Origin of the sequence: Pedobacter jamesrossensis, from assembly GCF_042650905.1 — a bacterium.
GTDB classification, from domain to species: Bacteria; Bacteroidota; Bacteroidia; order Sphingobacteriales; family Sphingobacteriaceae; genus Pedobacter; species Pedobacter jamesrossensis.
On record NZ_JBHSBY010000009.1, the window covers coordinates 1 to 25,651 of the forward strand.

22 protein-coding genes are annotated in these 25,651 nt (G+C 34.8%); 11 read left to right on the forward strand and 11 right to left on the reverse strand.

Annotation, left to right across the window (positions count from 1 at the left end; all coding sequences use genetic code 11):
• Window positions 1-456: 456 nt before the first annotated feature.
• Both ACFOUY_RS01390 and ACFOUY_RS01395 read right to left on the reverse strand, forming a co-directional pair.
• On the reverse strand, window positions 457-1,296 hold the full coding sequence (locus ACFOUY_RS01390) for an aminotransferase class IV (RefSeq protein ID WP_378958650.1): 840 nt from the start codon (window positions 1,294-1,296) through the stop codon (window positions 457-459).
• Between the two features lie 3 nt (window positions 1,297-1,299).
• Entirely contained in the window at window positions 1,300-2,328 is a 1,029-nt protein-coding gene (locus ACFOUY_RS01395; protein WP_378958651.1) for an RluA family pseudouridine synthase, read from the reverse strand.
• 103 nt (window positions 2,329-2,431) lie between these two features.
• On the opposite strand from ACFOUY_RS01395, the gene ACFOUY_RS01400 reads away from it, so the two are divergent.
• The 4 genes from ACFOUY_RS01400 to ACFOUY_RS01415 all read left to right on the forward strand — a co-directional run bounded on the left by ACFOUY_RS01400 (window position 2,432) and on the right by ACFOUY_RS01415 (window position 7,017).
• The gene (locus ACFOUY_RS01400; RefSeq protein WP_378958652.1) at window positions 2,432-3,460 is read left to right on the forward strand and encodes a DUF6588 family protein; all 1,029 of its coding nucleotides are present in this window, start codon (window positions 2,432-2,434) and stop codon (window positions 3,458-3,460) included.
• 763 nt (window positions 3,461-4,223) lie between these two features.
• The gene (locus tag ACFOUY_RS01405; protein WP_456238591.1) at window positions 4,224-5,030 is read left to right on the forward strand and encodes a 1-aminocyclopropane-1-carboxylate deaminase/D-cysteine desulfhydrase; all 807 of its coding nucleotides are present in this window, start codon (window positions 4,224-4,226) and stop codon (window positions 5,028-5,030) included.
• 248 nt (window positions 5,031-5,278) lie between these two features.
• Window positions 5,279-6,610: an L-lysine 6-transaminase gene (lat, locus tag ACFOUY_RS01410; protein WP_378958654.1), complete on the forward strand. Its 1,332-nt coding sequence runs from the start codon at window positions 5,279-5,281 to the stop codon at window positions 6,608-6,610.
• Between the two features lie 2 nt (window positions 6,611-6,612).
• The gene (locus ACFOUY_RS01415) at window positions 6,613-7,017 is read left to right on the forward strand and encodes a hypothetical protein (protein ID WP_378958655.1); all 405 of its coding nucleotides are present in this window, start codon (window positions 6,613-6,615) and stop codon (window positions 7,015-7,017) included.
• A 387-nt stretch (window positions 7,018-7,404) separates the two neighbouring features.
• On the opposite strand, the gene ACFOUY_RS01420 is transcribed toward ACFOUY_RS01415, so the two are convergent.
• The 4 genes from ACFOUY_RS01420 to ACFOUY_RS01435 form a co-directional block, all read right to left on the reverse strand.
• Window positions 7,405-8,766: an acyl-CoA dehydrogenase family protein gene (locus ACFOUY_RS01420; RefSeq protein WP_378958656.1), complete on the reverse strand. Its 1,362-nt coding sequence runs from the start codon at window positions 8,764-8,766 to the stop codon at window positions 7,405-7,407.
• Between the two features lie 322 nt (window positions 8,767-9,088).
• Window positions 9,089-9,805, reverse strand: coding sequence for a bacillithiol biosynthesis deacetylase BshB1 (gene bshB1, locus ACFOUY_RS01425; RefSeq protein ID WP_378958657.1), 717 nt, complete (start codon window positions 9,803-9,805; stop codon window positions 9,089-9,091).
• Window positions 9,806-9,810: 5 nt separating this feature from the next.
• Complete coding sequence (locus tag ACFOUY_RS01430) at window positions 9,811-10,323, reverse strand: glutathione peroxidase (RefSeq protein ID WP_378958658.1); 513 nt, start codon at window positions 10,321-10,323, stop codon at window positions 9,811-9,813.
• A 9-nt stretch (window positions 10,324-10,332) separates the two neighbouring features.
• On the reverse strand, window positions 10,333-10,947 hold the full coding sequence (locus tag ACFOUY_RS01435; protein ID WP_378958659.1) for a DUF4294 domain-containing protein: 615 nt from the start codon (window positions 10,945-10,947) through the stop codon (window positions 10,333-10,335).
• Between the two features lie 110 nt (window positions 10,948-11,057).
• Here ACFOUY_RS01435 and ACFOUY_RS01440 point away from each other — a divergent pair, with 110 nt between their 5' ends.
• The 4 genes from ACFOUY_RS01440 (at window position 11,058) to ACFOUY_RS01455 (ending at window position 16,724) form a co-directional block, all read left to right on the forward strand.
• Window positions 11,058-13,265, forward strand: coding sequence for a RelA/SpoT family protein (locus ACFOUY_RS01440; RefSeq protein WP_378958660.1), 2,208 nt, complete (start codon window positions 11,058-11,060; stop codon window positions 13,263-13,265).
• A 199-nt stretch (window positions 13,266-13,464) separates the two neighbouring features.
• Window positions 13,465-13,956, forward strand: a complete 492-nt coding sequence (locus tag ACFOUY_RS01445; protein ID WP_378958661.1) for a Fur family transcriptional regulator — start codon at window positions 13,465-13,467, stop codon at window positions 13,954-13,956.
• Between the two features lie 39 nt (window positions 13,957-13,995).
• Window positions 13,996-15,273 carry an adenylosuccinate synthase gene (locus ACFOUY_RS01450; RefSeq protein ID WP_378958662.1) on the forward strand — a complete coding sequence of 426 codons (1,278 nt, stop codon included), beginning with the start codon at window positions 13,996-13,998 and terminating at the stop codon, window positions 15,271-15,273.
• A 194-nt stretch (window positions 15,274-15,467) separates the two neighbouring features.
• On the forward strand, window positions 15,468-16,724 hold the full coding sequence (locus ACFOUY_RS01455) for an anthranilate synthase component I family protein (RefSeq protein WP_378958663.1): 1,257 nt from the start codon (window positions 15,468-15,470) through the stop codon (window positions 16,722-16,724).
• Window positions 16,725-16,917: 193 nt separating this feature from the next.
• Here the strand turns inward: ACFOUY_RS01455 and ACFOUY_RS01460 are convergent, their stop codons facing one another.
• The 4 genes from ACFOUY_RS01460 to ACFOUY_RS01475 form a co-directional block, all read right to left on the reverse strand.
• Window positions 16,918-17,724: a M48 family metallopeptidase gene (locus ACFOUY_RS01460; protein ID WP_378958664.1), complete on the reverse strand. Its 807-nt coding sequence runs from the start codon at window positions 17,722-17,724 to the stop codon at window positions 16,918-16,920.
• Window positions 17,725-17,816: 92 nt separating this feature from the next.
• Window positions 17,817-18,464: a glycerol-3-phosphate 1-O-acyltransferase PlsY gene (gene plsY, locus ACFOUY_RS01465; protein ID WP_378958665.1), complete on the reverse strand. Its 648-nt coding sequence runs from the start codon at window positions 18,462-18,464 to the stop codon at window positions 17,817-17,819.
• A 51-nt stretch (window positions 18,465-18,515) separates the two neighbouring features.
• A complete protein-coding gene (nadC, locus tag ACFOUY_RS01470) occupies window positions 18,516-19,358 on the reverse strand; it encodes a carboxylating nicotinate-nucleotide diphosphorylase (RefSeq protein ID WP_378958666.1) in 843 nt (280 codons plus the stop codon).
• 93 nt (window positions 19,359-19,451) lie between these two features.
• On the reverse strand, window positions 19,452-19,850 hold the full coding sequence (locus tag ACFOUY_RS01475) for a DUF4783 domain-containing protein (protein ID WP_378958667.1): 399 nt from the start codon (window positions 19,848-19,850) through the stop codon (window positions 19,452-19,454).
• A gap of 247 nt (window positions 19,851-20,097) precedes the next feature.
• On the opposite strand from ACFOUY_RS01475, the gene gpmI reads away from it, so the two are divergent.
• The gene (gpmI, locus tag ACFOUY_RS01480) at window positions 20,098-21,618 is read left to right on the forward strand and encodes a 2,3-bisphosphoglycerate-independent phosphoglycerate mutase (RefSeq protein ID WP_378958668.1); all 1,521 of its coding nucleotides are present in this window, start codon (window positions 20,098-20,100) and stop codon (window positions 21,616-21,618) included.
• On the forward strand, window positions 21,618-22,145 hold the full coding sequence (locus ACFOUY_RS01485; RefSeq protein WP_378958669.1) for a serpin family protein: 528 nt from the start codon (window positions 21,618-21,620) through the stop codon (window positions 22,143-22,145). Before gpmI ends, ACFOUY_RS01485 begins: the two co-directional genes overlap by 1 nt.
• A gap of 53 nt (window positions 22,146-22,198) precedes the next feature.
• Here the strand turns inward: ACFOUY_RS01485 and ACFOUY_RS01490 are convergent, their stop codons facing one another.
• Window positions 22,199-22,819, reverse strand: a complete 621-nt coding sequence (locus ACFOUY_RS01490) for a tetratricopeptide repeat protein (RefSeq protein ID WP_378958670.1) — start codon at window positions 22,817-22,819, stop codon at window positions 22,199-22,201.
• A gap of 333 nt (window positions 22,820-23,152) precedes the next feature.
• On the opposite strand from ACFOUY_RS01490, the gene lon reads away from it, so the two are divergent.
• Window positions 23,153-25,624, forward strand: a complete 2,472-nt coding sequence (gene lon / locus ACFOUY_RS01495; RefSeq protein ID WP_378958671.1) for an endopeptidase La — start codon at window positions 23,153-23,155, stop codon at window positions 25,622-25,624.
• Window positions 25,625-25,651 lie beyond the last annotated feature (27 nt).

Consider the following 25,651-nt stretch of genomic DNA (forward strand, 5'->3'; position numbering starts at 1 on the left):
TTTTACGTGGAATGAGGTTGTAGTTTTTTCAGCCTGTTAGGTCACTAATGCTATTATTAAAGCTAATTCTGCTGTCTTAGGGTTAATTTATTCATAAAAATCAATATAAATGACAGCAACAGTAAGTAAACTAAGGGAATGAATGATTATGTTCTGTGAAGACACAGACCATGGAGCAGCTTAGATTTTAGATGTTTAAAACATCTTTCATATTGCGTCAATGGTAGGATTTCAAATCCGTCTGAAATTATAGCTAAGCTTAAGACATAAAGAGGTATTAAGTTTAAAAAGCCAACCCTTTTTTTGAATAAACCTGATTGCACGAAAATACTTTTTGTTTCTCTAACGTTAAAAATTCAGCACTAACAATTACAAAAAGATTGCAGGAAAAGCAGGACTGAAATTGCCGATTATTACTGAAATTGCTTTTCTAATTATTTAAGAGAAAGGCCTAATTTAAATAGAATTCAGTTTTTCTATTAAAAACTTAGAAACCTCGTTAAAATAGCGTTTTCTACCATAACCCATCACCCATTGAATGCCTTGAGTGGCATTTGTAATAAAAACTTCTTCTGCCTCTTTTAATATTTCTGGATTAATCTGCGCTTCAATTAACTCCATATCATTCATTTTGGCGAGCTGCATAATCGCTGTACGCATCACCCCACTCACGCATCCTTCGGTTAATGCAGGTGTATAAATCTGATTTTTGTAAACTACAAATACATTTGCACTGATACTTTCGCATAAAAAACCATGCTGATTTAAAATCATGGCTTCATCTAAACGGTTTTGGCTTTTAAAAATACCAGCCATTACATAAAGCAAGGCGTTAGCTGTTTTAAAATTAGCTAATTTGTTTACAGATTTAGTCATTTCATCGAAAACATCGATAATTAAACCCTTGGTATTTAATTCGTATTGATTAGTTTTTAAAGGAATTCCTTCTAAAACATAACCTGCTTTATTAATTTCCGGAGTATAAACGCCAGCTCCTTCACGATATACAGAAAGACGTAAACGGGCATTGCCATTCCATTTGTTGCGTTTGGCAAGTTCTGCAACTTTTTGGCGCAGAAAGTAATCATCCATTAAAGCATAACCTTCCATTTTTAAGGCTTTCATACCAGCTAATAGTCTATCGGCGTGTAAATCGGCAAACTGAAGTTTGCCATTCATTAAACGCATGCTTTCGAAAAGACCATCGCCAAATTTAAAACCGCGATTAGATGCCGTTAAAACCGGAGCATCAACAGCATGAAATTCATCATTAAATAAAAGGTATTGTTGAGACATATTTTAAGATGCAACGATATAATTTTCCCACTTAGTAAGTGCAGCTTTAAAATCTGGCGGCAATGGGGATTCGAAATGCATAAATTCTTTTGTTGTTGGATGTATAAAACCTAAACTTTGAGCGTGTAAAGCCTGACGTGGTAACAATTCAAAACAGTTATCTACAAACTGCTTGTACTTGTTAAACGTAGTTCCTTTTAAAATCTTATCGCCTCCATACATTGCATCATTAAATAATGGATGACCAATATGTTGCATGTGTGCTCTAATTTGATGTGTACGACCTGTTTCCAACTCGCAACTAATTAGCGTTACATAGCCTAAGCGTTTTAAAACTTTATAATGCGTTACAGACCATTTTCCTTTTTCTTCATCGTCATAAATATCCATTACACGACGGTCTTTTGCGCTCCGGCCAATATAACCAGTAACCGTGCCATCATTCTCAATATCGCCCCAAGCCAACGCAATATATTTTCTAGTAATGCTGTGATCGAAAAATTGCCTGGCCAAATGTGTTATCGATTTTTCGTTTTTACTAATCAATAGCAAACCCGAAGTATCTTTATCAATTCTATGCACCAGGCCCGGGCGACCATCGTTACCTGGTAACTGCGGGAGTTTCTCGAAATGAAAAGCCAAAGCATTTACCAAGGTACCTGTATAATTATTAAAACCTGGGTGTACAACCATTCCAGCTGCCTTATTTATAACAAGCAAATCGCTATCTTCATAAATAATATCTAAAGGTAAATCCTCTGGATAAACTTCTGTATCGCGTGGCGGATGAGGTAAAACAATCGAAATTTCGTCGAATGGTTTAACTTTGTAACTTGCTTTTATTTGCTTTTGATTAACTAAAACATTGCCAGCATCTATAGCATTTTGAATACGGTTACGGGAAGCATTTTCTACACGCACCATTAAAAATTTATCAATACGTAGCAAAGATTGCCCTTTATCGACAATAATTTTTAAATGTTCGTATAATTCCTGCTCTTCATTTTCCTGTAACTCGACCGCATTTTCCATTTTGCAAAAATAAACTTTTATGTTCAAGATTATTGATATGATTTTAGTTAAAAAAAACAGCCTACCTTTAGGTTTTAAATGACACGTCCCTAATTGATTAATTATGAAGAAAAATTACGCCTCTAAACTTGTTATGAGTTTATTTTTGATTGCATCTGCACAGATGGCAAGCGCACAACAAAACGTTGGTGATTTATTTAAATCTGGCCCAGCCGACGCAACGAAACTCATCAATGCTTATTTCGACCCGCTTTACAAAGGTTTAGGCGTTGGTTTGTCTGATGGCTGGACTAATACGGCTAAATCAAAAGGCTTTCTAAAATTTGAAGTTAGGGTTTCGGCATCTGCAGCACTTGTACCACAATCTGCCAGAAGTTATGATGTAAATACTTTAGGTTTAAATAATATCAGGCCAGCAGTTGGTGCATCATCTATTGGCCCTACCGCTTTCGGTAATGACCAAGAAGGCGGCAGAATGCAAATTTACTCGAGCAATGGTTTGCCTACAACTTCATTTTTTAATTTGCCTCAGGGTGTAGGTTTTCATTTAGTTCCCTCTGCACAAATTCAGGCAACCGTTGGCTTACCAAAAAATATAGATATTTCTTTGAGAGCAATGCCAAAAATTAAGTTAGGAGATGATTTAGGAAGTTTATCGATGATAGGTTTTGGCGCAAAAATAGAACTCCTACCACTATTTATGGGCAAATCAGATAAGTTTGTTCCTGTTGATATTGCTTTGGCCGGAGGATTTACTCAATATAAATATTCGCTGCCTCTGAATATTAATAACACTGCAAACTCTAATCAAGTTATTGATGCGAAATTTAATGGTATAAACATAGATGCAATTATCTCTAAAAAAATATTATTCTTTACCCCTTTTGCAAGCGTTGGTTATCAAACTTCTACAACGAATTTAAAAGCATTAGGTACCTATTCTTTTGATACAGGAAACGGAACCTCAATTTCTTACACAGACCCTGTTTCTGTAAAAAAGAAGGATATTGATGGTTTGAAAGCAAGTCTTGGTTTTCAATTAAAGTTTGGATTCTTCAAACTTTATGGTTCATACACTGCTGCAAAATATGATTTGTTTAACGTAGGAATTGGCTTGGGTATTGGGCAATAAAGTTAAAGCTGGGATTATTTCAAGAAACTGTTTTAAAATGATTTATAGATTTAATAAATGTTCGTGGGGACACGCACCTTGGCTATTGCCATGGAACGTGTCTCCACGTTCTATAAAGTAATTGGAGTTGAAATTTAAACAGTTTTTCTAAACAAAACCGTATATCTTCTTGCACAAAGCCCCTATTGTAAAATCTACATTACAATAGGGGCTATATATACTTTGATTGACAATAAAGACGGTTTTCTGTATTGCAATATTTTTAACGATTTCAATATTACAAAAACTACTTTATCTTTGTATAATTAAACACTAATAAATTAAGCCTCAAATGAAAAAAACGCACAATCTCCTCTTAAAGATAACTTTCATTAGCTTCTTAAAAAACTAAGACCCTAAAATCTCTGAATTATCAAGCATAGTTATTTTTTATACCAGCTTTTTCAATATGAAAACAGTTTGTATGATACAAAATTAATTTAATGTTAATTTTTCAAAAACAATACAACCAGTAGCGATATTGGAACACTATTTGCGCAATCACAATACCTAATCATTTACTCATGAAAAACTTTACACAAAATGTTAAAATTGTTTTAAACTTCTTCCCATATTTGGTACGGAAGATATACTTTAAGTAGTAATTACTAAAAAAACGTAAAAACACCTGCAAAAATGCAGGTGTTTTTTATTTTTACACGTGTTTGAAAATATATACAGTCCTGTACAGAAATTAGTAATTAAACCGTTTAATAATTTATTTGTGAAACGTGACGATTTAATAGATCCTTACATTTCGGGGAACAAATGGCGTAAATTAAAATATATCCTAGAAGAAGCCCAAAGCCAAAAAAAAACACACTTAGTTACTTTTGGTGGTGCATACTCTAATCACTTAGTGGCAACCGCCGCAGCTGCATCTCGTTCAGGACTAAAATCTACAGCCTTTGTTCGTGGCGAACAAGTTAATAACGAAATGCTTTTACTTTGTAAGCTTTTTGGAATGAACCTTTTATTTACCGATCGGGAAAGTTACAAAGATAAACCTGCTTTATTTAACCAGTACTTTCGAGAAAATAACGACACTTACTTTATTGATGAAGGCGGCGCATCCAATGAAGCTGTTATTGGCTGTGCAGAGATTATAGATGATTTGAAGGATACATATGACCATATATTTTGCGCAGCAGGAACAGGTACAACTGCTGCCGGATTGTTCAAAGGCATTCAAAAACATGGGTTAAAAACCAAACTTCATGTAATTCCAGTCTTAAAAAACGGCTCATTTATTAAAGATGAAATATTAAAATATTCTCCGAATGCCGATAATTTGATTTTACATCTCAATTATCATTTCGGTGGCTACGCAAAAACAACCCCAGAACTATTCGAGTTTATTAAATCATTTACCTCCAAAACAGGATTGCTTTTAGATCCTGTCTACACAGCAAAAATGTTTTATGCAATAGTTGATTTGCAGCAGAAAAATATATTAAATATAGACGATAAAATCTTAGCCTTACATACGGGCGGGCTACTTGGTATATTTGGCATGAAAGACAAATTTTAAATTACAGCAACTATAAAAACCATTTTTTAATTAGTGTCTTCAAACCCAAAAATGAGATCTATTAAGGCATTGCTACAAAGATTCTTCTTTAAAAGTTTTCCACATTAGTTAAGTCTAAAATGCAATTCTGTCTAAAATCATACTTTAAACTGTTTAAACCTATTTTTTGCCATTCGAGCGAAAAAAGTGCTTAAATTTTGATTTTAGGCACATTTTACTAAATTTGAAATATACCAATAACCAAATTTATGTACCAATTAACAGTACCTGCTAATCTAGTTAACGAGTCTTTAAACAAGCACATTTTAGCCGATGGCTTCGACCTTACTTACGATATGGAGAAGAGTAATGGCGCTTATATTTACGATTCGAAATACAATAGAACACTGCTCGATTTTTTCACTTGTTTTGCATCAGTTCCGCTTGGTTATAACCATCCAAAAATGGTTAATGATGAATCGTTTAAAAAGAATTTGTTACTGGCAGCAATGGCTAATCCTTCAAACTCTGATGTTTATACGCAACAGTACGCTCAATTTGTAGAAACGTTTTCTAAAGTTGGAATTCCTGATTATTTGCCTCATGCTTTCTTTATTGCAGGTGGCGCCTTAGCTGTAGAAAATGCAATTAAGGTTGCAATGGATTGGAAAGTTCAGAAAAACTTTACAAAGGGATATAAGGAAGAAAAAGGTTTTAAAGTTTTACATTTCGAAAAAGCATTTCATGGCCGTACAGGTTATACTCTAAGCTTAACCAATACCTTACCCGATAAAACTAAATGGTTTGCAAAATTCGATTGGCCAAGAGTTAGTATTCCTGAAGTTAAATTTCCATTATCTGGTGCAAATTTAGATAGAGCTATAAATACCGAAGAAATATCTATTGCACAGGTAAAAAAGGCTTTTGCAGAAAATAAAGATGATATCTGTGCCATAATTATCGAACCAATACAATCTGAAGGTGGCGATAACCACTTGAGAGAAGAATTTTTAATCCAATTAAAAGCAATTGCTGATGAAAACGATGCGTTTTTAATTTACGATGAAGTACAAACTGGTGTTGGCTTAACAGGTAAGTTTTGGTGTCATCAGCACTTTAGCGAAAAAGCCCAACCAGATATTGTAGCTTTTGGCAAAAAAATGCAAGTTTGTGGCATATTGGTTGGCAATAAGGTTAACGAAATAGAAACCAATGTATTTAAAGTGCCTAGCAGAATAAATTCTACCTGGGGTGGTAATTTGGTTGATATGGTGCGTTCCACACAAATTCTTCAAATTGTAGAAGAAGATAAACTTTGCGATAATGCAACTCAAATTGGCAATTATTTGAAAGAAAATTTAGAAAAATTCGCTCAAAAATTTGATAAAATCACTAATGTTCGTGGCCGTGGGTTATTGTGTTCTTTCGACTTTCCAAATAAGGAAATGCGAAATGCATTTATTGCCAAAGGATTGGAAAATAACGTTATGTTTTTAGGTTGCGGCAACCAAACCATTCGCTTCCGCCCAGCCCTTTGCATAGAGCAAAAACATATTGACGAAGGATTGACGGTAATGGAAAAAATATTGCCTTTATTGTAGGCATGAATAAAAAAACAGTTTCCTACGTACTTACATTCGGGATTTTAATATTAGTTGGTTTTATCATTAAAGGCACTTTTAATCAGCCAGGCATAGAAGATATGAAAGCTGGCTTTAAAGAAATTGCGAAATATAGAAACGAGAATAACACTGGTCCTGTTCAACGGGTTTATATAATTACGGTTAAAGATTCTGTTTGGAAAGAAATGGAAGACTATGGCAATTTTATGCCACATACAAAATATGGAAACACAAAAGTTTACTTCTTTATGGAAAGTGCAAATGTGCCAAAGCAATTGCAACCTGGAGCAGTAAACTTTGATGTATCTTTCAACAAGTCTTGTTTAGCCTTATACGAAAAAAGTGCGATGAGCCAGGTAGCGTTTAATAAGCACCCATTTAATTAAGATAAGTTAAATAATTCACAAGATTAATATTTGAAAATGAGCGGTTCTGTATTATATCGCATTTTTAGTCCTGCTCATACATTACAAGTCCCGATGAAACCTGTGCTAAAGGAAAGCATACCCAAGCAACAACATTACCAATGCTAAAATCGGGAACTTTCCATTTTTATCAGGTTTATTTACAAAGGCATTTCGCCTGAAGCAAACCGTTATTTATAAACCTGATTGCAGCGACAGCCTCCGATTTTTCATCGGAGCTACAGCAAAAAGCAGGACTTAATTTGCCACAAGCAACTGACGTTCTTTTCCAAGAAACATTGGCATTTAATTTTAAAACTTACGAAGTTTCCAAATGCTGTTTCTCTCCAAAATCGTAAGTTTTTCTAATTAAACAAAAGCAGAAAAGCCAGTTATAGCCCGACCAACAATTAATGTATTAATTTCTTTAGTTCCTTCGTACGAGTAAATTGCCTCTGCATCGGCAACGAAACGAGCTACATTATACTCTAGCAAAATTCCATTCCCACCCATAACTTCGCGGGCTTTACTAACCACATCTCTGGTTCTTAAAGAACAAAATACTTTCGCTAACGAAGCGTGTTCATCTTTCAAAAGCCCTTGATCTTGAAGTTGAGATAACCGAAAACATAAAGTTTGCATGGCCGTTAGGTTAGAAAGCATTTCGACCAAATGATTTTGAATAAGCTGGAATGAAGCAATAGGTTTTCCAAATTGTTTTCTGGTTCGGGTATAATCCAAAGCGTTTTCGTAGGCACCACGGGCACACCCAACCGCTTGCCAGGCAACGCCAGCTCTTGTCATTTGCAAAACTTTGGCAGTATCTTTAAAAGAGTTTGCATTTTGTAAACGGTCTACTTCTTCTACTTCGCAATTGGTTAAAGTAATTATTCCATTTTGAACAATGCGAAGCGCCATTTTATCTTTCATTTTTTCGACAGCAAAACCCGGATTATCCTTTTTAACAATGAAGCCTTTAACCTCATTATCGGCTTCATCTCTGGCCCAAATAATTAATATATCGGCAAAAGTTGCGTTACCAATCCATTTCTTTTGTCCATTTAAAACCCACTTATCGCCAACTCTCTTGCAAGTTGTGGTTAAGCCACCAGCGGCAGCAGAGCCAACTTCGGGCTCGGTTAAACCAAAGGCACCAATAACTTTAAATTTTTGCATTTGTGGGAGCCATTGTTGCTTCTGTTCTTCTGAACCACAAAGGTAAATTGAGCCCATTGCCAAACCGCTTTGAACGCCAAAAAATGTTGAAATTGAGGTGTCGATCCTAGCCATTTCCATAGCTAATATACCTTCCATTAAGTTAGATTTCCCTGGGCAACCGTAACCTTTGTAAGTTAATCCGCAAATGTTAAGCTCGGCAAGTTTTGGAATAATTTCGAAAGGAAATTCAGCTCTGTTCCAATATTCGTTAACAATTGGTTTTACTTCAGCTTCTAAAAAAGCCCGCACTTTTAATTGTAAAGCTCGGTCTTCGTCTTTTAAAGCTTCATCGCCTAAATGATAAAAATCACCTTCAATTGGTGGTAATTCTTTTTTCCTTTTAGAGCCGCCCATCATTTTCATCATACCTTGAATCTGCTTTTCATCAAGACTGGAAATGGTTTCTACCATTTTAGGAAGATCTACTTTTTTTGATAAAGCTTCTAACTTATCAAAATCTACATGCTTAAAAAGATTATATGCGTTTTTTATTGAAGAAAATATGTTCGCCATTATTATTCGTTTTTGGAATAACAAACGAGTGGCCATTTTGTTGGTGTCAGAAAAATATCAGTCTTACCTAAAGTTACTTAATTCAATAAAAATTCTTTCTCCCGGAAAAAATTTAAACGGTATTAACTAAATTGAAATAAGTATAAATACGTACCTTCGCTCAACAAAATTTAAATTAATGCTCAGAAAATTATTTTGTAAACACAATTACATTCAGTCAAACAAACCTAAAATCAAAGTCGGACAAGGAAAGCATGGAGCTTTGACATTAACCATCTATACATGTGATAAATGCAAAAAGAAAACTAAGAAGGCAACATAATTACTTCAAATCGAACAAATTATCTACGCCTAGCAATTTTCTGGAAGTAAAACCTTCTCCGAAAGTTGCGCCGATGCTTTTACCAAACTCTCTTGAGCGACCAATTACACTTTCGAAAAATTCTGGTGACGAAATATAGGTATCCAAACCATCAACATCTGGATTGTAAAATTGCGTTTTAAATGCTTTTATCGATGCAATTTTTGCGTCCATAAAATCAGTTGTGTCAACAATAATATCTGGTCTTAAGTATCTATCCTGAATGTATTGCAACAACAATCTTGGGCGATGGGCTTGTTGGTTTTTTCCGTTCACCTCTGTTTCTATTTTAGGTAAACCTGATAAAAAAACCGAGTCATAAACTAAATCTCCAGCCCTTCCGTGGTCCGGATGGCGGTCTTCTAATGCATTACTTAAAATAATTTCTGGTTGATATTTCCGGATAACTTTAATAACTTCCAAACGATGAAATTCATCGTTCTGAAAAAAACCATCTCTAAATCTTAAATTTTCACGAGCATGTAAACCTAATATTTTTGCCGAATCTGCGGCCTCTTCATCACGTGTTTCTGCTGTTCCTCTTGTACCTAATTCGCCTCTTGTTAAATCTACTATTCCAACTTTTTTTCCTAGTGCAATATGCTTTAAAATAGTTCCTGAACAGCAAAGTTCGGCATCATCAGGATGAACGGCTATAACTAATATATCTAATTTCATTAATTTTATTTGTTGTTATTATCCAGCAATCGCTGAATCTTCTTCTTAACTTTTGAACTCAATGGTTTTGTAAATGGGTAGAAATAATCTTCCAGCTCACCTTTTCTATTTATCAGATATTTATGAAAATTCCATCTTGGCGATGAACTTAATTTTGTGTTCAATTTCTTGTCGCTTAAAAACTGATACAAGGGATGAGCATGTGCTCCACGCACCATAATTTTATCGAAAACAGGAAATTTTACACCATGATTTATTTCGCAAAAACTAGCAATTTCATTACCATTTAAAGGCTCTTGTTTCCCAAAATCATTTGTTGGAAAACCCAGAATCTCAAAATCCGGATTATTAATTTCGTCTTTTAATTGTTGCAATTCAGTAAGCTGAGGGGTGAAACCACACTCAGATGCTGTATTTACAATTAAAACAACCTTGTTTCTGTAGGCTGAAAGCGGTTGATCTTCACCTGTAATCTTCTTCACTTTGAATGAATAGATATTCGGAATATTTTCCTTCATTTATGATGATTATTGATAGAATCCTGAAGAGCGTATAATGGCTTCAATATCTCTGTCTTCGTCTACGCTGTATGTGCTTTTTAAATTATGTCCAACTACCCGGGCAATAATTTGGTAAGAAAAGGCAGCGAAACCTCCTTTTGTTTGCTTTACAATATCGTAAGTTGTACGGCCAACTTCACGATCTATTAATTTTGTTAATATCTGTCCTTGCGTTATGGTTAACTCTTTAATCTCCCGGTTAAACATCTCCTTAATTTCTTTATCACATTGCTTGACTAAAGCCTTTTGTTCTTTCTTTTCGGGTGCCGTTACTAAATCACGTTCTAATTGTTCGTATCTGCGTTTAGCAAAAAGTGCATAAGGCATAACCTTTAATACGTTGTAGCGCAAGCGATTAAAAGCAGCTCTTTCTTGTGGTGTTCTAAAAATACGGGCAGCAATAATAGGCACATCATTAAGCTGTATCCATGGAATCATGATACCGTTGTCGTTAGTAGAACCAACCCTAATGGTATCGGTTTTGCCTGTTTTCGGAAAAACAGGAGCAGTATATTCCTGAGCTTTTAGCGAAACACTAAAAATCATGACAATAAATAGAATGATTAGCTCTTTAAATTTCATAAATTTATACCTCAACAAAGTTAGGTGTTATTTCATATATTAGAAGTTTTATAAAACTAATATAAGTTTTATTGAATAATAAGACGCAATTTTTTACGCAAAAAGTACAAATGAAAACAGAGTTAGTGATTGATTTAGAGGCAGAGAAACAAGAAATATTAAAACGATATAGGGCTTTGCTCCGGGCAAGTAAATCTACTTTGCAAAAGGGAGATAAAAAAGAAATTAGAAAAGCTTTCGATATGGCACTCGAAAGCCATAAAGACATGCGCCGTAAATCTGGCGAACCATATATTTATCACCCAATTGCTGTAGCTCAAATCGCTGCAGAGGAAATTGGTTTAGGTACAACTTCTATTGTATGTGCTTTATTGCATGATGTAGTTGAAGATACGGACATTACACTAGAAGATATTGAACGTGAATTTGGCAAAAAGACCGCAAAAATTATTGATGGTTTAACCAAAATATCGGGCGTTTTCGATACAAATAGTTCTTTACAGGCCGAGAATTTCCGTAAAATGCTGCTAACGCTGGCAGATGATGTTCGCGTAATTTTGATTAAGCTGGCAGATAGATTGCACAATATGCGAACGATGGATTTTATGCCTCGCCATAAGCAGCTTAAAATCGCATCCGAAACAATTTATTTATACGCACCACTTGCGCACCGCCTTGGTTTATATGCTATAAAATCGGAGTTGGAAGATCTTTCCATGAAATATCTTGAACCTGAAACTTATAAATTTATCGCCAAAAAATTAAATGAGAAGAAGGCAGAGCGAAACCTATTTATTAAAAAATTCGTAGAACCGATTGATGAAATTGTACATGAGCAAGGTTTAGTTGCCGATGTTTATGGTCGCCCAAAATCTATTCATTCTATCTGGAATAAAATGAAAAAGAAAAACATTCCTTTCGAAGAGGTTTACGATCTTTTTGCCATCAGAATTATTTTAGATAGTGCTTATGAAAATGAAAAAGCAGATTGCTGGAAAGCTTATTCGATTGTTACAGATTTATATCGCCCAAATCCTGATCGTTTACGCGATTGGGTTTCATCTCCAAAAGGAAACGGATATGAGAGTTTGCACACAACAGTAATGGGTCCACGCGGCCAATGGGTTGAGGTACAAATTCGTACCCAACGAATGAACGAAATTGCCGAAAAAGGTTTTGCCGCACATTGGAAATATAAAGAATCTAGTAATGATAATGGCTTGGATCAGTGGATTCAAAAAGTTAGGGAAATGCTGAACAACCCGGAAGCCAACGCTTTAGATTTTCTGGATGATTTTAAAATGAACCTTTTCTCTGATGAAATTTTCATTTTCACGCCAAAAGGTGCCTTAATACAATTACCACTGGGCGCAACTGCATTAGATTTTGCTTTCGAAATCCACACCGATGTTGGTGCAACTTGTATTGGCGCAAAAGTAAACCATAAACTGGTTCCGATTTCTTACAAACTGCAAAACGGCGATCAGGTTGAAATTATAACATCGAGCAAGCAAACACCAAAAGAAGATTGGTTAAACGTTGTAGTTACAGCAAAAGCCAAATCAAAAATAAAATCATCATTAAAAGAAGAAAAAAGAAAGATTGCCGAAGCTGGAAAGGAAATTTTAGAGCGAAAATTAAAATCACTTAAAATTACTTATAACACCGATAATCTTCAAAAAATAAGCTACTTCTTCAAACTTCCATCAACACAAGAGCTTTTTGTAAATGTTGCCTTAGGCAAAATAGAACTTAAAGATATTAAGGAATATTTGTCGAGTGAAAAAGAGGTAGAAACCCGCGGCCCTGAACGACCTGAAAACCTAACGGTTGATATGGTTAAAACAAAAATGAAGGGTTCGGAGAATGATATTTTGTTAATTGGCGAAGACCTGCAAAAGATAGATTACACTTTAGCCGCATGTTGTAACCCAATACCTGGCGATGATGTTTTCGGTTTTGTTACCGTTAGCGAAGGCATAAAAATTCACAGAACGAACTGCCCGAATGCAGCACAATTAATGTCGAATTATGGCTATAGAATTGTTAAAGCAAAATGGAACAAACAACAAGAACTAACCTTTTTAACAGGCTTACGCATTGTCGGCATTGATGATGTCGGCTTAATAAATAACATTACAAGGGTTATCTCTACCGATTTTAAAGTTAATATGCGTTCGATAACGGTTGATACAAATGAAGGGATTTTTGATGGCTCAATAATGATTTTCGTAAACGACACCGAGCATCTCGAAAATTTGATTAAAAATTTAATGGAAGTCAAAGGTGTTACAGGCGTTACCAGATTCGATGCCTAAATGGTTTATGGGATTAGAATTTGCTTTGCATAATGGTTTAATCTGCCAAATATTTAATGTAGGGATTTATGTTCGCGCTCAGACTAGTAACTGATAACTCGGAACACGCAACCTTTAACACGCATTATTACAACATTTCAACAATAGAAAGTTATAACAATCCAACAATTTAACTACCTTTGAACGGAGTTTAAAAACTATGTCAGAACAAAAAACAAATGAGCTTGTTCGCAAGATTTTTGAAGCTTATTTAGAGAACAAAAATCTTCGCAAAACACCTGAGCGTTTCGCAATATTGGAAGAAATATATTCAAGAAACGACCATTTTGATGTAGAAACCCTCTACATTCACATGAAAAACCAAAAGTATCGTGTAAGTCGTGCTACAGTTTATAACACTTTAGAACTTTTAGTTTCCTGCGATTTGGTTACCAAACATCAGTTTGGTAAAAACATGGCTCAATTCGAAAAATCTTATGGTTATCGTCAACACGATCACGTTATCTGTATCGAATGCAGTAAAGTTGTAGAATTTTGCGACCCAAGAATTCATCAAATTCAAACTATGGTTGGCGATTTGCTGAAATTCGATGTAAAACACCATTCACTTAATCTTTATGGTTTCTGCTCAGATTGCAGCATGGCCAGAAAAGTTAATGAAACGGCAATAGCCAAAGCAGAACAAAATTAAAACAATTCACTAAAATAAAACCAGCTTAAATTTTTAATAATGACGCAAGTAGATGTACTTCTCGGCCTGCAATGGGGCGACGAAGGAAAGGGAAAAATCGTTGATGTACTAAGTCCAAAATATGATCTTATTGCCCGTTTTCAGGGTGGCCCAAATGCCGGACATACTTTAGAATTCGATGGTAAAAAATTCGTTTTAAATACCATCCCATCAGGAATTTTCAACGAAAAAACCATGAACCTAATCGGAAATGGTGTAGTTATCGATCCTATCATTTTAAAAAGAGAGCTAGATAATCTAAAAAAAGCTGGTCACGATCCAGTTGCCCAAGGCAAGTTGGTTATTGCCCGTAAAGCACACTTAATTTTACCAACGCACCAGTTGTTAGATGCTGCTAACGAAGCACGCATGGGTAAAAACAAGATTGGTTCTACTTTAAAAGGTATTGGCCCAACTTACATGGATAAAACCGGTCGTAATGGCTTACGCGTTGGCGATACCACACTTCCTGATTTTAAAGAGCGTTATCAAAAATTAGTTGAAAAACACACCGAAATTCTTTCTCATTACGAAGGATTTGAGTATGAGTTAGCGGAAAAAGAAGCTTCATTCTTCGAGGCTATCGAATTCTTAAAATCAATCCCGCACGTAGATAGTGAGCATTTTGTAAACGGTTATTTAAAAGAAGGCAAAGCTGTTTTAGCAGAAGGCGCACAAGGAACTTTATTAGATGTTGATTTTGGTTCATATCCTTTTGTAACGTCGAGCAATACTACAACTGCCGGTGCTTGTACCGGTTTAGGTATTGCGCCTAACAAAATTGGTGCTGTTTATGGCATTTTCAAAGCTTACTGTACAAGAGTTGGCGGTGGCCCATTTCCAACTGAGTTAGATAACGAAATTGGCGAAAATCTTCGTGCTTTAGGTCACGAATTTGGTGCAACTACAGGCCGTGCCCGTCGTTGTGGATGGATTGACTTACCAGCATTAAAGTATGCCATCATGTTAAACGGCGTTACCGAATTAATTATGATGAAAGCGGATGTTTTGGATACATTCGATACAATTTACGCTTGTACGCACTACGAATATAATGGCGAAACGATAGATTATATGCCATACGACATTATCTCTATCGAACCAAAACCAGTACTAAAAGCTATTGATGGTTGGGCAACTGATGTCACTAAAATTACTTCTGTTGATGAAATTCCGGCGAAATTGAATGATTATATCGCATTCTTAGAAAAAGAATTACTAGTTCCAATCAAATTCCTTTCAGTAGGACCAGATAGAGCACAAACTTTAGAGTTATAATTGTCATATTGAGATAGACAAGAAAAAGCAATCCATTAATTTGGGTTGCTTTTTTATTTTTGGAGCAATGCCTCTACAATTATTAAACTTCAGTCCCGCCAATACTTCAAGGCCCAAAAAAGATGCTGCAATATTAAAGATTGTGCAGCCGGATGCTTTCCACTTATGTCGGGTTTAGTTACCTTTGCCGCAGCTTGAAAAACCAAACGAACATTTCTGCATTTAAAAACAAAGCATTAAACTGGGCAAACCAATTCGATGTGTGTTGCTTTTTAGATTCAAATCAATATAAAGACAATTATTCTGAATACGATTTTATATTAGCCGTTGGTGCAAAAGAAGAATTAAATTCATCAAAAGGAAATGCATTTGCCGAGTTAAAATCATTCTACGAAAAACATAAACAGTGGCTTTTTGGCTTTCTAAGCTACGATTTAAAAAATGAAATTGAAGTCCTAAAATCTGAAAATCCAGATTACCTAAATTTTCCCGAGCTTTACTTTTTTATTCCACAATACCTTATCGCCAGTAAAAATGGAACAATAGAAATTCTGTTAGGTGATAAATATATTTTAGATGAGATTGCTAAATTTGCTTCCTCAATACCAGATAACAAAGCCACTAACATTTCTGCGAAACTTTCAAGAGCAGAATATTTAAGCAAGGTAAATTCATTAAAAGAGCACATAATTCGTGGTGATATTTACGAGGTAAATTTTTGTCAGGAATTTTTCGCAGAAAATGCATCAATTAATCCTGTTCAAACTTTCGAATTACTAAATGAGGTTTCCCCTACTCCATTTGCAGGGTATTTCAAAATTTATAAAAAATATATCTTATCTGCCACACCAGAAAGATTTTTATGCAAACGCGGACAAAGATTAATTTCTCAACCAATAAAAGGAACTGCAAGAAGAAGTGATGACGCTGTAGAGGATGAACAAATCAAAATGCGTTTAAAAAACGATACTAAAGAGCAAGCCGAAAACGTAATGATTGTCGATTTAGTTCGCCATGATTTGACAAAATCTGCTGTAAAAGGAAGCGTAAAAGTTGATGAGCTTTTTGGAATTTACACTTTCCCCCAGGTTCATCAAATGATATCAACCATTAGCTGCAATTTAAATCCTGATATTCATTTTATTGATGCCGTAAAAAACACTTTCCCAATGGGCTCCATGACTGGTGCACCAAAAGTTAAGGCTATGCAGTTAATCGAAAAATACGAAGTTACTAAACGAGGTGTTTACTCAGGCTCGTTTGGTTGCATAAACCCAAATGGCGATTTCGACTTTAATGTAATCATTAGAAGCATTCTCTACAATGATGAATCGAAATACCTATCCTTTCAGGTTGGTGGAGCTATAACGTACCAAAGCAATGCAAAACTTGAATACGAAGAATGTTTGCTTAAAGCAAGCGCAATTATGAAAGTCTTATCAACAAACTAGTTTAATTGCTCAATAGCTTCTTTACAATCATCGAAAAAGATATTTTACCACAAGTTCATCTCAACATTAAGATTTCTTTATTGTTCGCAACAACGACCGCTTATGTAAATCGCCTAACATTTACCAACAAAAAAAGGTGCAAAGTTTAAGCAATATGCAAAAACCTTACACCTTTAACCTAATGCCTTAAAGCTTATTTTTTATAATATTGCTGTGCTTCTGGTAAATATTTTTGTATCTGAGCAATACGAGTCGCATCACTTGGGTGTGTACTTAAAAATTCTGCTGGTTTTTGTGCGCCAGCTGATGCAGCCGACATTCTATTCCAGAAACTTGTAGCGCTTTGAGGGTTAAAACCTGCCATCGCCATAAAAATCAAACCTAATCTATCGGCTTCTAATTCCTGATTACGACTGAATTTTAACATAGCAACTGGTGTTCCAACACCATAAAGTGTATTAAAAATCGACTGTGTTTTAGGGTTTTTAGATAATGCGACCCCTGCTGCTGCTCCAACTCCTTGCGCAACCATTTCTTGTGACATACGTTCTGCTGAGTGGCCTGCGATAGCGTGAGCAATCTCATGCCCCATTACAGTTGCTAAACCAGCATCATCTTGTGTAACTGGCAAAATACCTGTATAAACAACAATTTTACCACCTGGCATACACCATGCATTTTTTTCATTGTTTTGTACAACATTAACTTCCCACTGATAATCTGCAATTAAATTACCATAATTATTGCTGTTCATATACGATTTTACGGCAGTAATCAATCTACTTCCAATTGTTTTTACTTTTAAAGCCTGCGCATTAGAAGCTGGCAATACCGTTGTTTTATTTTCGGTTAAGAATGTACTATATGCTTGGAAAGCCATTGGTAAAACCTGATCGTTACTCACCAAATCAAAGCGACTACGACCAGTTAAAGGCACTGTAGAGCAAGAATTGAATAATAAAACACCTGCAATGCTAGCTGCTAAGAATAATTTTTTCATAAAATTTTGTCGTTAATGATATTAATTACATATAGGTAATCTCCTTACAAACAGGAATTACGCAAATAAGTTTTAAAGAATGTGTTTGTTAATTAATTAGTTTTTTTCTTAAACAGATACACTTTCGATTCTTTGCCTTTCAGCAATCTTTCGAGGTTTTTTTGGTGCGTTACTAAAATTAAAATACAAACCACCATACCGTAAAGCACTTCAGATTTTATTGATACCTGAAAAAGAAATACGATACTTAGCGGAAAGGTAAATCCAGCACATATCGAACTCAGGGAAACATATTTAGTTAAAAGTAAAATAACCACAAAAACCAGAACACAAAGCATAGATGCCTCGAAGTGAACTGCCAAAATCATTCCAAAAAGTGTAGCTACACCTTTACCGCCCCTAAAACCTGCAAAAATCGGAAACAAATGCCCCAAAACAGCCGTTACACCCAATGCGAGTTGATAATTTACAAATTGAGCAGAATTTTGCGGTCCAGTAACAGACATTCCGATTAAATAAGCCAGATTTGTTGCAGTATAGCCCTTTGCAATATCAATAACCATTACAGCTATACCAGCTTTTTTACCTAAAACACGAAAAGTATTAGTAGCTCCAGCGTTACCACTTCCGTATTCTCTTACATCAATACCATAAAAAGCCTGCCCAAGCCATACCGCCGTTGGAATAGAACCAAAGAGATAAGCAAAAAATAAGGCTGTGAGAGAATAAACCGTAACCATAGCCTACAATGATACAAAAAATAAGCTTTCAATTATATATGAAATCACAGATTAATATGCTTTTAAACTCATATCAAGGCTTTTCACAGAGTGTGTAAGCGCTCCCATAGAAATATAATCTACACCACAAGCAGCATAATCTGCAACATTTTCTTCAACTATGCCACCCGATGCTTCAGTAATAAAACGACCATTAATTAATTGAACTGCAGCTCTTAAATCGGCATAATTAAAATTATCTAGCATAATTCTATCTGCCCCACCTGCAGCAATAACTTGTTCCAATTCCCCAATATTCCTCACTTCAATTTCAATCTGTAGCGATTTATTTTTTTTAGCAAGATACTTACGTGCGGCATTAAGGGCATTGCTAATACCACCAGCGTAATCAACATGATTATCTTTTATTAAAATCATATCATATAAGCCAATTCTATGGTTTACACCTCCGCCAATTCTAACTGCCCATTTTTCTAAATAACGCAATCCAGGTGTTGTTTTGCGTGTATCTAACAACTTGGTTTTTGTACCTTTCAATAAAGAAACAATTCGATTAGTTTTAGTTGCAATTCCACTCATACGTTGCATACAGTTTAAAACCAACCGTTCTGCTATTAAAATTGAATGCGTACTACCAGATACAGTTAGAGCAATATCTCCTACAGAAACTTCTGCACCATCATTAATTAAAACCTCTACCTGTAATGATGAGTCGACTTCAGCAAATATTTCGAGCGCCATCTCAATACCTGCTAATATTCCATTTTCTTTAACGATGAGTTTAGCCTTACCTTGGGTTTCTTCGGGAATGGTTGATAATGAGGTATGATCTCCATCGCCAACATCTTCGGCAAGAGCATTTTTTATAAATTGAGATACAAGTTGTTTATCCAAAATTCTGCAATTAAAGCCCAAAAATAAGAATTATTTATCACAAGGCAACTTCAAAAGATATTCGGAAGTAGAAATAAGATGTTAAAATTAAGATTAATCTTTTGCAGGTTCTATTCTTAACTCTGTAATTAAAAAGGCGGTATTAAATTTTTTCATAGTAACAGAAACTCGGTAAGTTTCTCTCGAAGTACCTAAAACTATTACACCAAATCTGTAATTCTGGCTATTATTAATTCTATGAAAAATACTTGTTTTTAGGGGCTGGTGCTTACTAAAAAAATCCTTTAAAATCTGCTCTCCCTGTGCTTTTGAGTATACATCTTCTTCATCAATAATAATCAGTTCTATGGTGGGTGCAAAATTTTTGGCTATTTCTTTATAATTTCCGGCTTTAAAATACGACGATAAATCATCAATAATATCTGCCTGAGTGGCAATGGAACGATATATTGGTGTTATTGCAACTAAGAATAAAAATAAGCTCCGGATCATTTCTGTATTTTATAATGATCCCTATAGCTAAAATTATGCCATTAGCTTATCAAAAAAAGGATTTCTTAATTTGTATAAGCTTCAATAAACCTATATTTGCTTTATGAAGAGTTATTAAAACATGGTGTTGAAGAAAATGTTTTAAAATTGCTAATTAATTTTAAAAATTAATTAATGATTGAGCACATTATGATTTTCTAAAAAACAAATTGTGTGAATTTCATTATCTAAATAAAATAAAGAACGAATGAAAAATAAAAAACTTGCACTTATTATTCTTGATGGTTGGGGCTACGGAAAACACGATAATTCTGATGCCGCTTACGCCGCCAATACTCCATTTTTTGATTCATTAATAGAAAAATATCCTAACTCTAAATTAGAGGCTTCTGGAGAGGCGGTTGGTTTACCTGCCGGACAAATGGGTAATTCGGAAGTTGGACACATGAATTTAGGTGCTGGCCGTGTAGTTTATCAAGAATTAGGCAGAATAAATAAATCTATTACCGATAGAGAATTACATCATAATCCGATTTTGTTAAGTGCGTTTGATTACGCGAAGAAAAACAACAAAGCAGTTCATTTTATTGGCTTGGTTTCGAATGGTGGTGTCCATGCGCATATAGAGCATTTAAAGGCGCTATGTGATGCAGCAAACGAAGCTCAAGTTGAAAAAACTTATGTTCATGCATTTTTAGATGGACGCGATACCGATCCAAATTCAGGATTAGGATTTATTTCAGATTTACAAAACCATATCCAAAACTCTAGCGTTAAACTGGCATCAATGGTTGGTCGTTATTATGCGATGGATAGAGATAACCGTTGGGAGCGTGTTAAACAGGCTTACGATGTAATGGTAAATGGTATTGGCGAGAAAACTCAGGATGCGCTGGCAGCTATTAAAAAATCTTATGATGAAGGTGTTACTGATGAGTTTCTTAAACCAGTTGTTTTAACACAAGATAATGGCGAGGCAATAGCAACTATTCAAAATGATGATGTTGTAATTTGTTTCAATTTCCGTACAGATAGAGGGCGTGAGATTACAAATGCATTAACTCAAAAGGATTTCCCTGAACAACAAATGCACAAGTTGCCATTGTATTATGTAACCATGACAACTTATGATGAAAGCTTCGAAAAGGTAAATGTAATTTTCACCAAAGATGATTTATCGCATACAATTGGTGAGGTTTTGGCAGAAAACGGTAAAAATCAAATCCGTATCGCTGAAACTGAAAAATATCCTCACGTAACTTTCTTCTTTTCTGGAGGAAGGGAAACAGAATTTCAAAATGAAAAACGCATTTTAATTCCTTCTCCTAAAGTTGCTACTTATGATTTGCAACCCGAAATGAGTGCTGCCGGAATAACCGAAGCCATTACAGCAGAAATGGAAACAGGATGGGCAGACTTTATTTGTTTAAACTTTGCAAATCCTGATATGGTTGGTCACACTGGTGTTTTCCAGGCAGTTATTAAGGCTGTAGAAACGGCCGATAAATGTGCTGAAATTGTAGTAAATAAAGGTTTAGAAAATGGTTATTCGTTCATTTTGCTTGCCGACCACGGTAATTCAGAATTTATGGTTAACAAGGATGGCTCCCCAAATACAGCACACACCACTAATCTTGTTCCTTGTATTTTAATTGATGATGATTATAAAAGCATCGCTGATGGAAAACTTGGAGACATTGCACCTACAGTTTTAAAAATTCTGGGTGTAAATATCCCTGAAGAAATGACAGGAAACGTTTTAGTATAATGAATAAAAAATTAATCTTATTTGTATTTGCTTTTGGGTTATTAGCCTGTAATCAGCGTGAAGAATCTAAAGCAAATACAGATTTGCTATACTTTGATGTAAAAGGATATTTCGCAAACGAAATAATTCGTTTAAATAAACTTAACCCACAGGTAATTAAGCAAGTTATTGTAAACGGCACTTCAGAAACAAAAACAGTTAAAATTGCCGATTGGACAAAGGAATTTGATGTTTTTATAAATGCCGATATCAACAAAGCATCCTGGAAGGGAAGTTTTAAAGCAGAAAGTAATTCTGAATCTGAACACTACACTTCATCCAGTAAAAAAATCCCCGTTAAAAATATGTTGGTTAGTAAAGTAGACGATAAGGTTAAAAAAATTGAAATTATTATCGCAAATAAAAACATTTTATATACCTCTGGTGATACCTTAACATATTATCCCGATAGCTTATATCACATTAACAAACACCAAAAGATTAAGCTTTTAAGTGCTAAAAGCTATCAAATTATAGGTAGGTTTTAAACAGAAAAGGCTTGAAATTAATTTCAAGCCTTTTTCTTTACAATCGGTTTAGTTCATTTTAAACTCGCGATCTGCGCTTTATCATAAGTAATCCAATCCATTATATCTTTTCTTAATGGCTGTAAAGTTAAAACTTTTTGAAAATCGGCAATTGAATTGTTAAACAACAATACACAAGCTTGTTTTTCTACTGCTTTTTTTGCTTTAAATGATCTGAAAATTGCGTAATCTTTATAAGCTAAACCACGGTTTTGAAGCATTTGAGTATCCTCTTCCCCACTCAGCTCGCTTGCTTTTGTAAAATCCTTAATGGCTGCTGTGTAAAAATTCTCACGCATTGCACTTAAAGATTGTTTTGGGTCATTAGCAACATTTAATCTGGCTTTTCCACGGTAATAATAAGCAGAAACCTCTGTTGGTTTTAAAACAATTAAATTACTGTATGTTGTAATAGAGTTTTCATAATCGCCGTTTTGGTAGTAAGAATATCCAAGCATTTGCAAAACTTTAACGTTATTTGGTTCTTTGGCATTGGCTTTTTCTAACTGGATAACGGCTGTTTTATAATCTCCTTTAACCATAGCATCCAAAACCTTTTTATCATTGTTTTGAGCAAAGCTGCTACTTGTAGAGAAAATGATTAAACCTAAAACGGTTTGCTTAATATAGTTCATGTACTGGTAATAAGTTAACAAATCTAAAATTTCATCGCAAATAAATGCATAAAATATTCACGCAATATATTCAATTCTTCCAAAATAAAAGGGTTTAATTTTTTACATTTCACTAAATCAATTAAACAATAGCTTTAACGCTCAAAATTCTGATATATGATATTTGGCCAATAATTTATATTCTCTGCCTTTTTATCATTAACATTATACCAATTTTATCATAACATTAAATTAAAACAACTTTGGCACAAGAGTTGAATTTAATAGATATACATTAAAAACATACAAGTCATCAACGATTAAACTGCCAGTTTGTCGTTTCAAATAAGCATAATGAGTAAAGAAGATATATTTGATTTTAATAATGCGATGCCAATTATAAACGAAGATACCGAATTTTTCCCCTTAATGTCTCAACAAGATGAAGAGGATATGAATAACGAGGAAACCCCTGAAGTTTTAGCCATATTGCCATTGCGCAATACAGTTTTATTTCCGGGTGTAGTTATTCCGATTACCGTTGGAAGAGATAAATCCATTAAGTTAATTAAGGAAGCTTATAAAGGAAATAAGATTATTGGTGTTGTTTCTCAAAAAGATGTTTCTATCGAAGATCCAACTTTTGAGCAATTAAATACTGTCGGCACAGTTGCAAACATTATTAAGCTATTGCAAATGCCGGATGGGAATACAACTGTTATCATTCAAGGTAAACAGCGCTTCAGTTTGTTAGCAGAAGTACAAAATGAACCATATATAAAGGCTTCGGTTAAGAAATTTGAAGAGCAAAAACATAAAACAGATAAGGAATTTAAAGCACTTATTGCTTCTATTCGTGAAATGTCTGCACAAATTATTCAGCTTTCTCCTAACATTCCAAGCGAAGCCAGCATTGCGCTTAAAAACATTGAAAGCAATTCCTTTTTGATAAACTTCATATCATCGAATATGAATGCCGAAATGTCTGATAAGCAAAAAATCCTGGAAATGGATAGTTTATCAGAAAGAGCACAGAAAGTTATGGATCTTTTAATGGTGGAGTTACAGATGCTGGAATTGAGAAATCAAATCCAATCTAAGGTTCGTACCGATTTAGATAAACAACAACGAGATTATTTTTTAAATCAGCAGTTAAAAACGATACAAGAAGAACTTGGCGGTAGTTCGGCTGATATAGAATTTGATGCGCTTCAGGAAAGAGCCAAAAAGAAAAAATGGTCGGCAGAGGTTTTTGCACACTTTGATAAAGAGCTTGATAAATTGGGTCGCATGAATCCTGCAGCGCCAGATTATTCTGTACAGTTGAATTATTTAGAGTTGCTTTTAGATTTACCGTGGAGTGAATTTACGAAAGATAATTTCGACTTAAAAAGAGCGCAAAGAATTTTAGATAAAGATCACTTCGGACTTGAAAAAGTTAAACAACGGATTATCGAATATTTAGCGGTGCTAAAGTTGAAAAGAAATATGAAAGCGCCTATTTTATGTTTAGTTGGCCCTCCCGGGGTTGGAAAAACATCGTTGGGTAAATCTATTGCAAAAGCTTTAGGCCGTAAATATGTGCGTATGGCTTTAGGCGGTATCCGCGATGAAGCTGAAATCCGTGGTCACCGTAAAACCTATATTGGTGCAATGCCAGGCCGTATTATTTCATCAATTAAAAAGGCCGGTGCAGATAATCCAGTTTTTGTTTTAGATGAGATTGATAAAGTTGGCACCGATCACCGGGGCGATCCTTCATCAGCTTTGCTTGAGGTTTTAGATCCGGAGCAAAACAATGCTTTCTATGATCATTATGTTGAAATGGATTATGATTTATCAAACATTTTATTCATCGCCACAGCAAATTCATTAAGTACCATACAGCCAGCTTTATTAGATCGTATGGAAATTATTGAAGTGAATGGTTATACAATTGAAGAGAAAATAGAGATTGCCAAGAAATTCTTGTTGCCTAAGCAAAAAGAAAATCATGGTTTAAAATTAAAAGACATTGTTCTTAAACCTGCCTTAATCGAAAAGGTAATTGAAGATTATACCCGCGAAAGTGGTGTGCGTGGTTTAGAGAAAAAAGTTGGTTCGTTAGTTCGTGGTGTTGCAACAAAAATTGCAATGGAAGAAGAATACAATGTTACTTTAACTAATGAGGATGTTGAAAGAATTCTTGGTGCACCAATTTATGATAAGGATTTATATGAAGGTAATGAAGTTGCAGGCGTTGTTACAGGTTTAGCCTGGACAAGCGTAGGTGGCGATATTCTCTTCATCGAATCGAGTTTAAGCCCAGGTAAAGGAAAACTAACTTTAACGGGTAATCTTGGCGATGTAATGAAGGAATCTGCAGTTATTGCCCTCGCCTATTTACGTGCTCATGCAAATGAATTCGGTATCGATTATACACTGTTTGATAACTGGGATGTTCATGTACACGTACCTGCTGGTGCAACCCCTAAAGATGGCCCATCGGCTGGTATAACAATGCTTACCGCTTTAACTTCGGCATTTACACAAAGAAAAGTTAAACAGCATTTAGCCATGACCGGAGAAATTACGTTACGTGGAAAAGTCTTACCAGTTGGCGGAATTAAAGAAAAAATACTGGCTGCGAAAAGAGCAAACATTAAAGAAATTATTCTTTGTAAAAGCAATCGAAAAGATATTTTAGAAATTAAAGAAAGCTATATTAAAGACTTAAAATTTCACTATGTTTCTGAAATGAGTGAAGTAATCGACTTGGCTTTGTTAAAAAATAAGGTTAAAAAACCTTTGGATTTAAGTATAAAACCAACAACGATTGTTAACTAATTAGTAATATTCAAATTTAATTTAATC

What these genes read in the sequence shown, in the direction of transcription:
- ACFOUY_RS01390 (WP_378958650.1), bottom strand. Translation starts at nt 1,296, where the DNA reads ATGTCTCAACAATACCTTTTATTTAATGATGAATTTCATGCTGTTGAT.
- ACFOUY_RS01395 (WP_378958651.1), bottom strand. Translation starts at nt 2,328, where the DNA reads ATGGAAAATGCGGTCGAGTTACAGGAAAATGAAGAGCAGGAATTATAC.
- ACFOUY_RS01400 (WP_378958652.1), top strand. Translation starts at nt 2,432, where the DNA reads ATGAAGAAAAATTACGCCTCTAAACTTGTTATGAGTTTATTTTTGATT.
- lat (WP_378958654.1), top strand. Translation starts at nt 5,279, where the DNA reads ATGTACCAATTAACAGTACCTGCTAATCTAGTTAACGAGTCTTTAAAC.
- ACFOUY_RS01415 (WP_378958655.1), top strand. Translation starts at nt 6,613, where the DNA reads ATGAATAAAAAAACAGTTTCCTACGTACTTACATTCGGGATTTTAATA.
- ACFOUY_RS01420 (WP_378958656.1), bottom strand. Translation starts at nt 8,766, where the DNA reads ATGGCGAACATATTTTCTTCAATAAAAAACGCATATAATCTTTTTAAG.
- bshB1 (WP_378958657.1), bottom strand. Translation starts at nt 9,805, where the DNA reads ATGAAATTAGATATATTAGTTATAGCCGTTCATCCTGATGATGCCGAA.
- ACFOUY_RS01430 (WP_378958658.1), bottom strand. Translation starts at nt 10,323, where the DNA reads ATGAAGGAAAATATTCCGAATATCTATTCATTCAAAGTGAAGAAGATT.
- ACFOUY_RS01435 (WP_378958659.1), bottom strand. Translation starts at nt 10,947, where the DNA reads ATGAAATTTAAAGAGCTAATCATTCTATTTATTGTCATGATTTTTAGT.
- ACFOUY_RS01440 (WP_378958660.1), top strand. Translation starts at nt 11,058, where the DNA reads ATGAAAACAGAGTTAGTGATTGATTTAGAGGCAGAGAAACAAGAAATA.
- ACFOUY_RS01445 (WP_378958661.1), top strand. Translation starts at nt 13,465, where the DNA reads ATGTCAGAACAAAAAACAAATGAGCTTGTTCGCAAGATTTTTGAAGCT.
- ACFOUY_RS01450 (WP_378958662.1), top strand. Translation starts at nt 13,996, where the DNA reads ATGACGCAAGTAGATGTACTTCTCGGCCTGCAATGGGGCGACGAAGGA.
- ACFOUY_RS01460 (WP_378958664.1), bottom strand. Translation starts at nt 17,724, where the DNA reads ATGAAAAAATTATTCTTAGCAGCTAGCATTGCAGGTGTTTTATTATTC.
- plsY (WP_378958665.1), bottom strand. Translation starts at nt 18,464, where the DNA reads ATGGTTACGGTTTATTCTCTCACAGCCTTATTTTTTGCTTATCTCTTT.
- ACFOUY_RS01475 (WP_378958667.1), bottom strand. Translation starts at nt 19,850, where the DNA reads ATGATCCGGAGCTTATTTTTATTCTTAGTTGCAATAACACCAATATAT.
- gpmI (WP_378958668.1), top strand. Translation starts at nt 20,098, where the DNA reads ATGAAAAATAAAAAACTTGCACTTATTATTCTTGATGGTTGGGGCTAC.
- ACFOUY_RS01485 (WP_378958669.1), top strand. Translation starts at nt 21,618, where the DNA reads ATGAATAAAAAATTAATCTTATTTGTATTTGCTTTTGGGTTATTAGCC.
- ACFOUY_RS01490 (WP_378958670.1), bottom strand. Translation starts at nt 22,819, where the DNA reads ATGAACTATATTAAGCAAACCGTTTTAGGTTTAATCATTTTCTCTACA.
- lon (WP_378958671.1), top strand. Translation starts at nt 23,153, where the DNA reads ATGAGTAAAGAAGATATATTTGATTTTAATAATGCGATGCCAATTATA.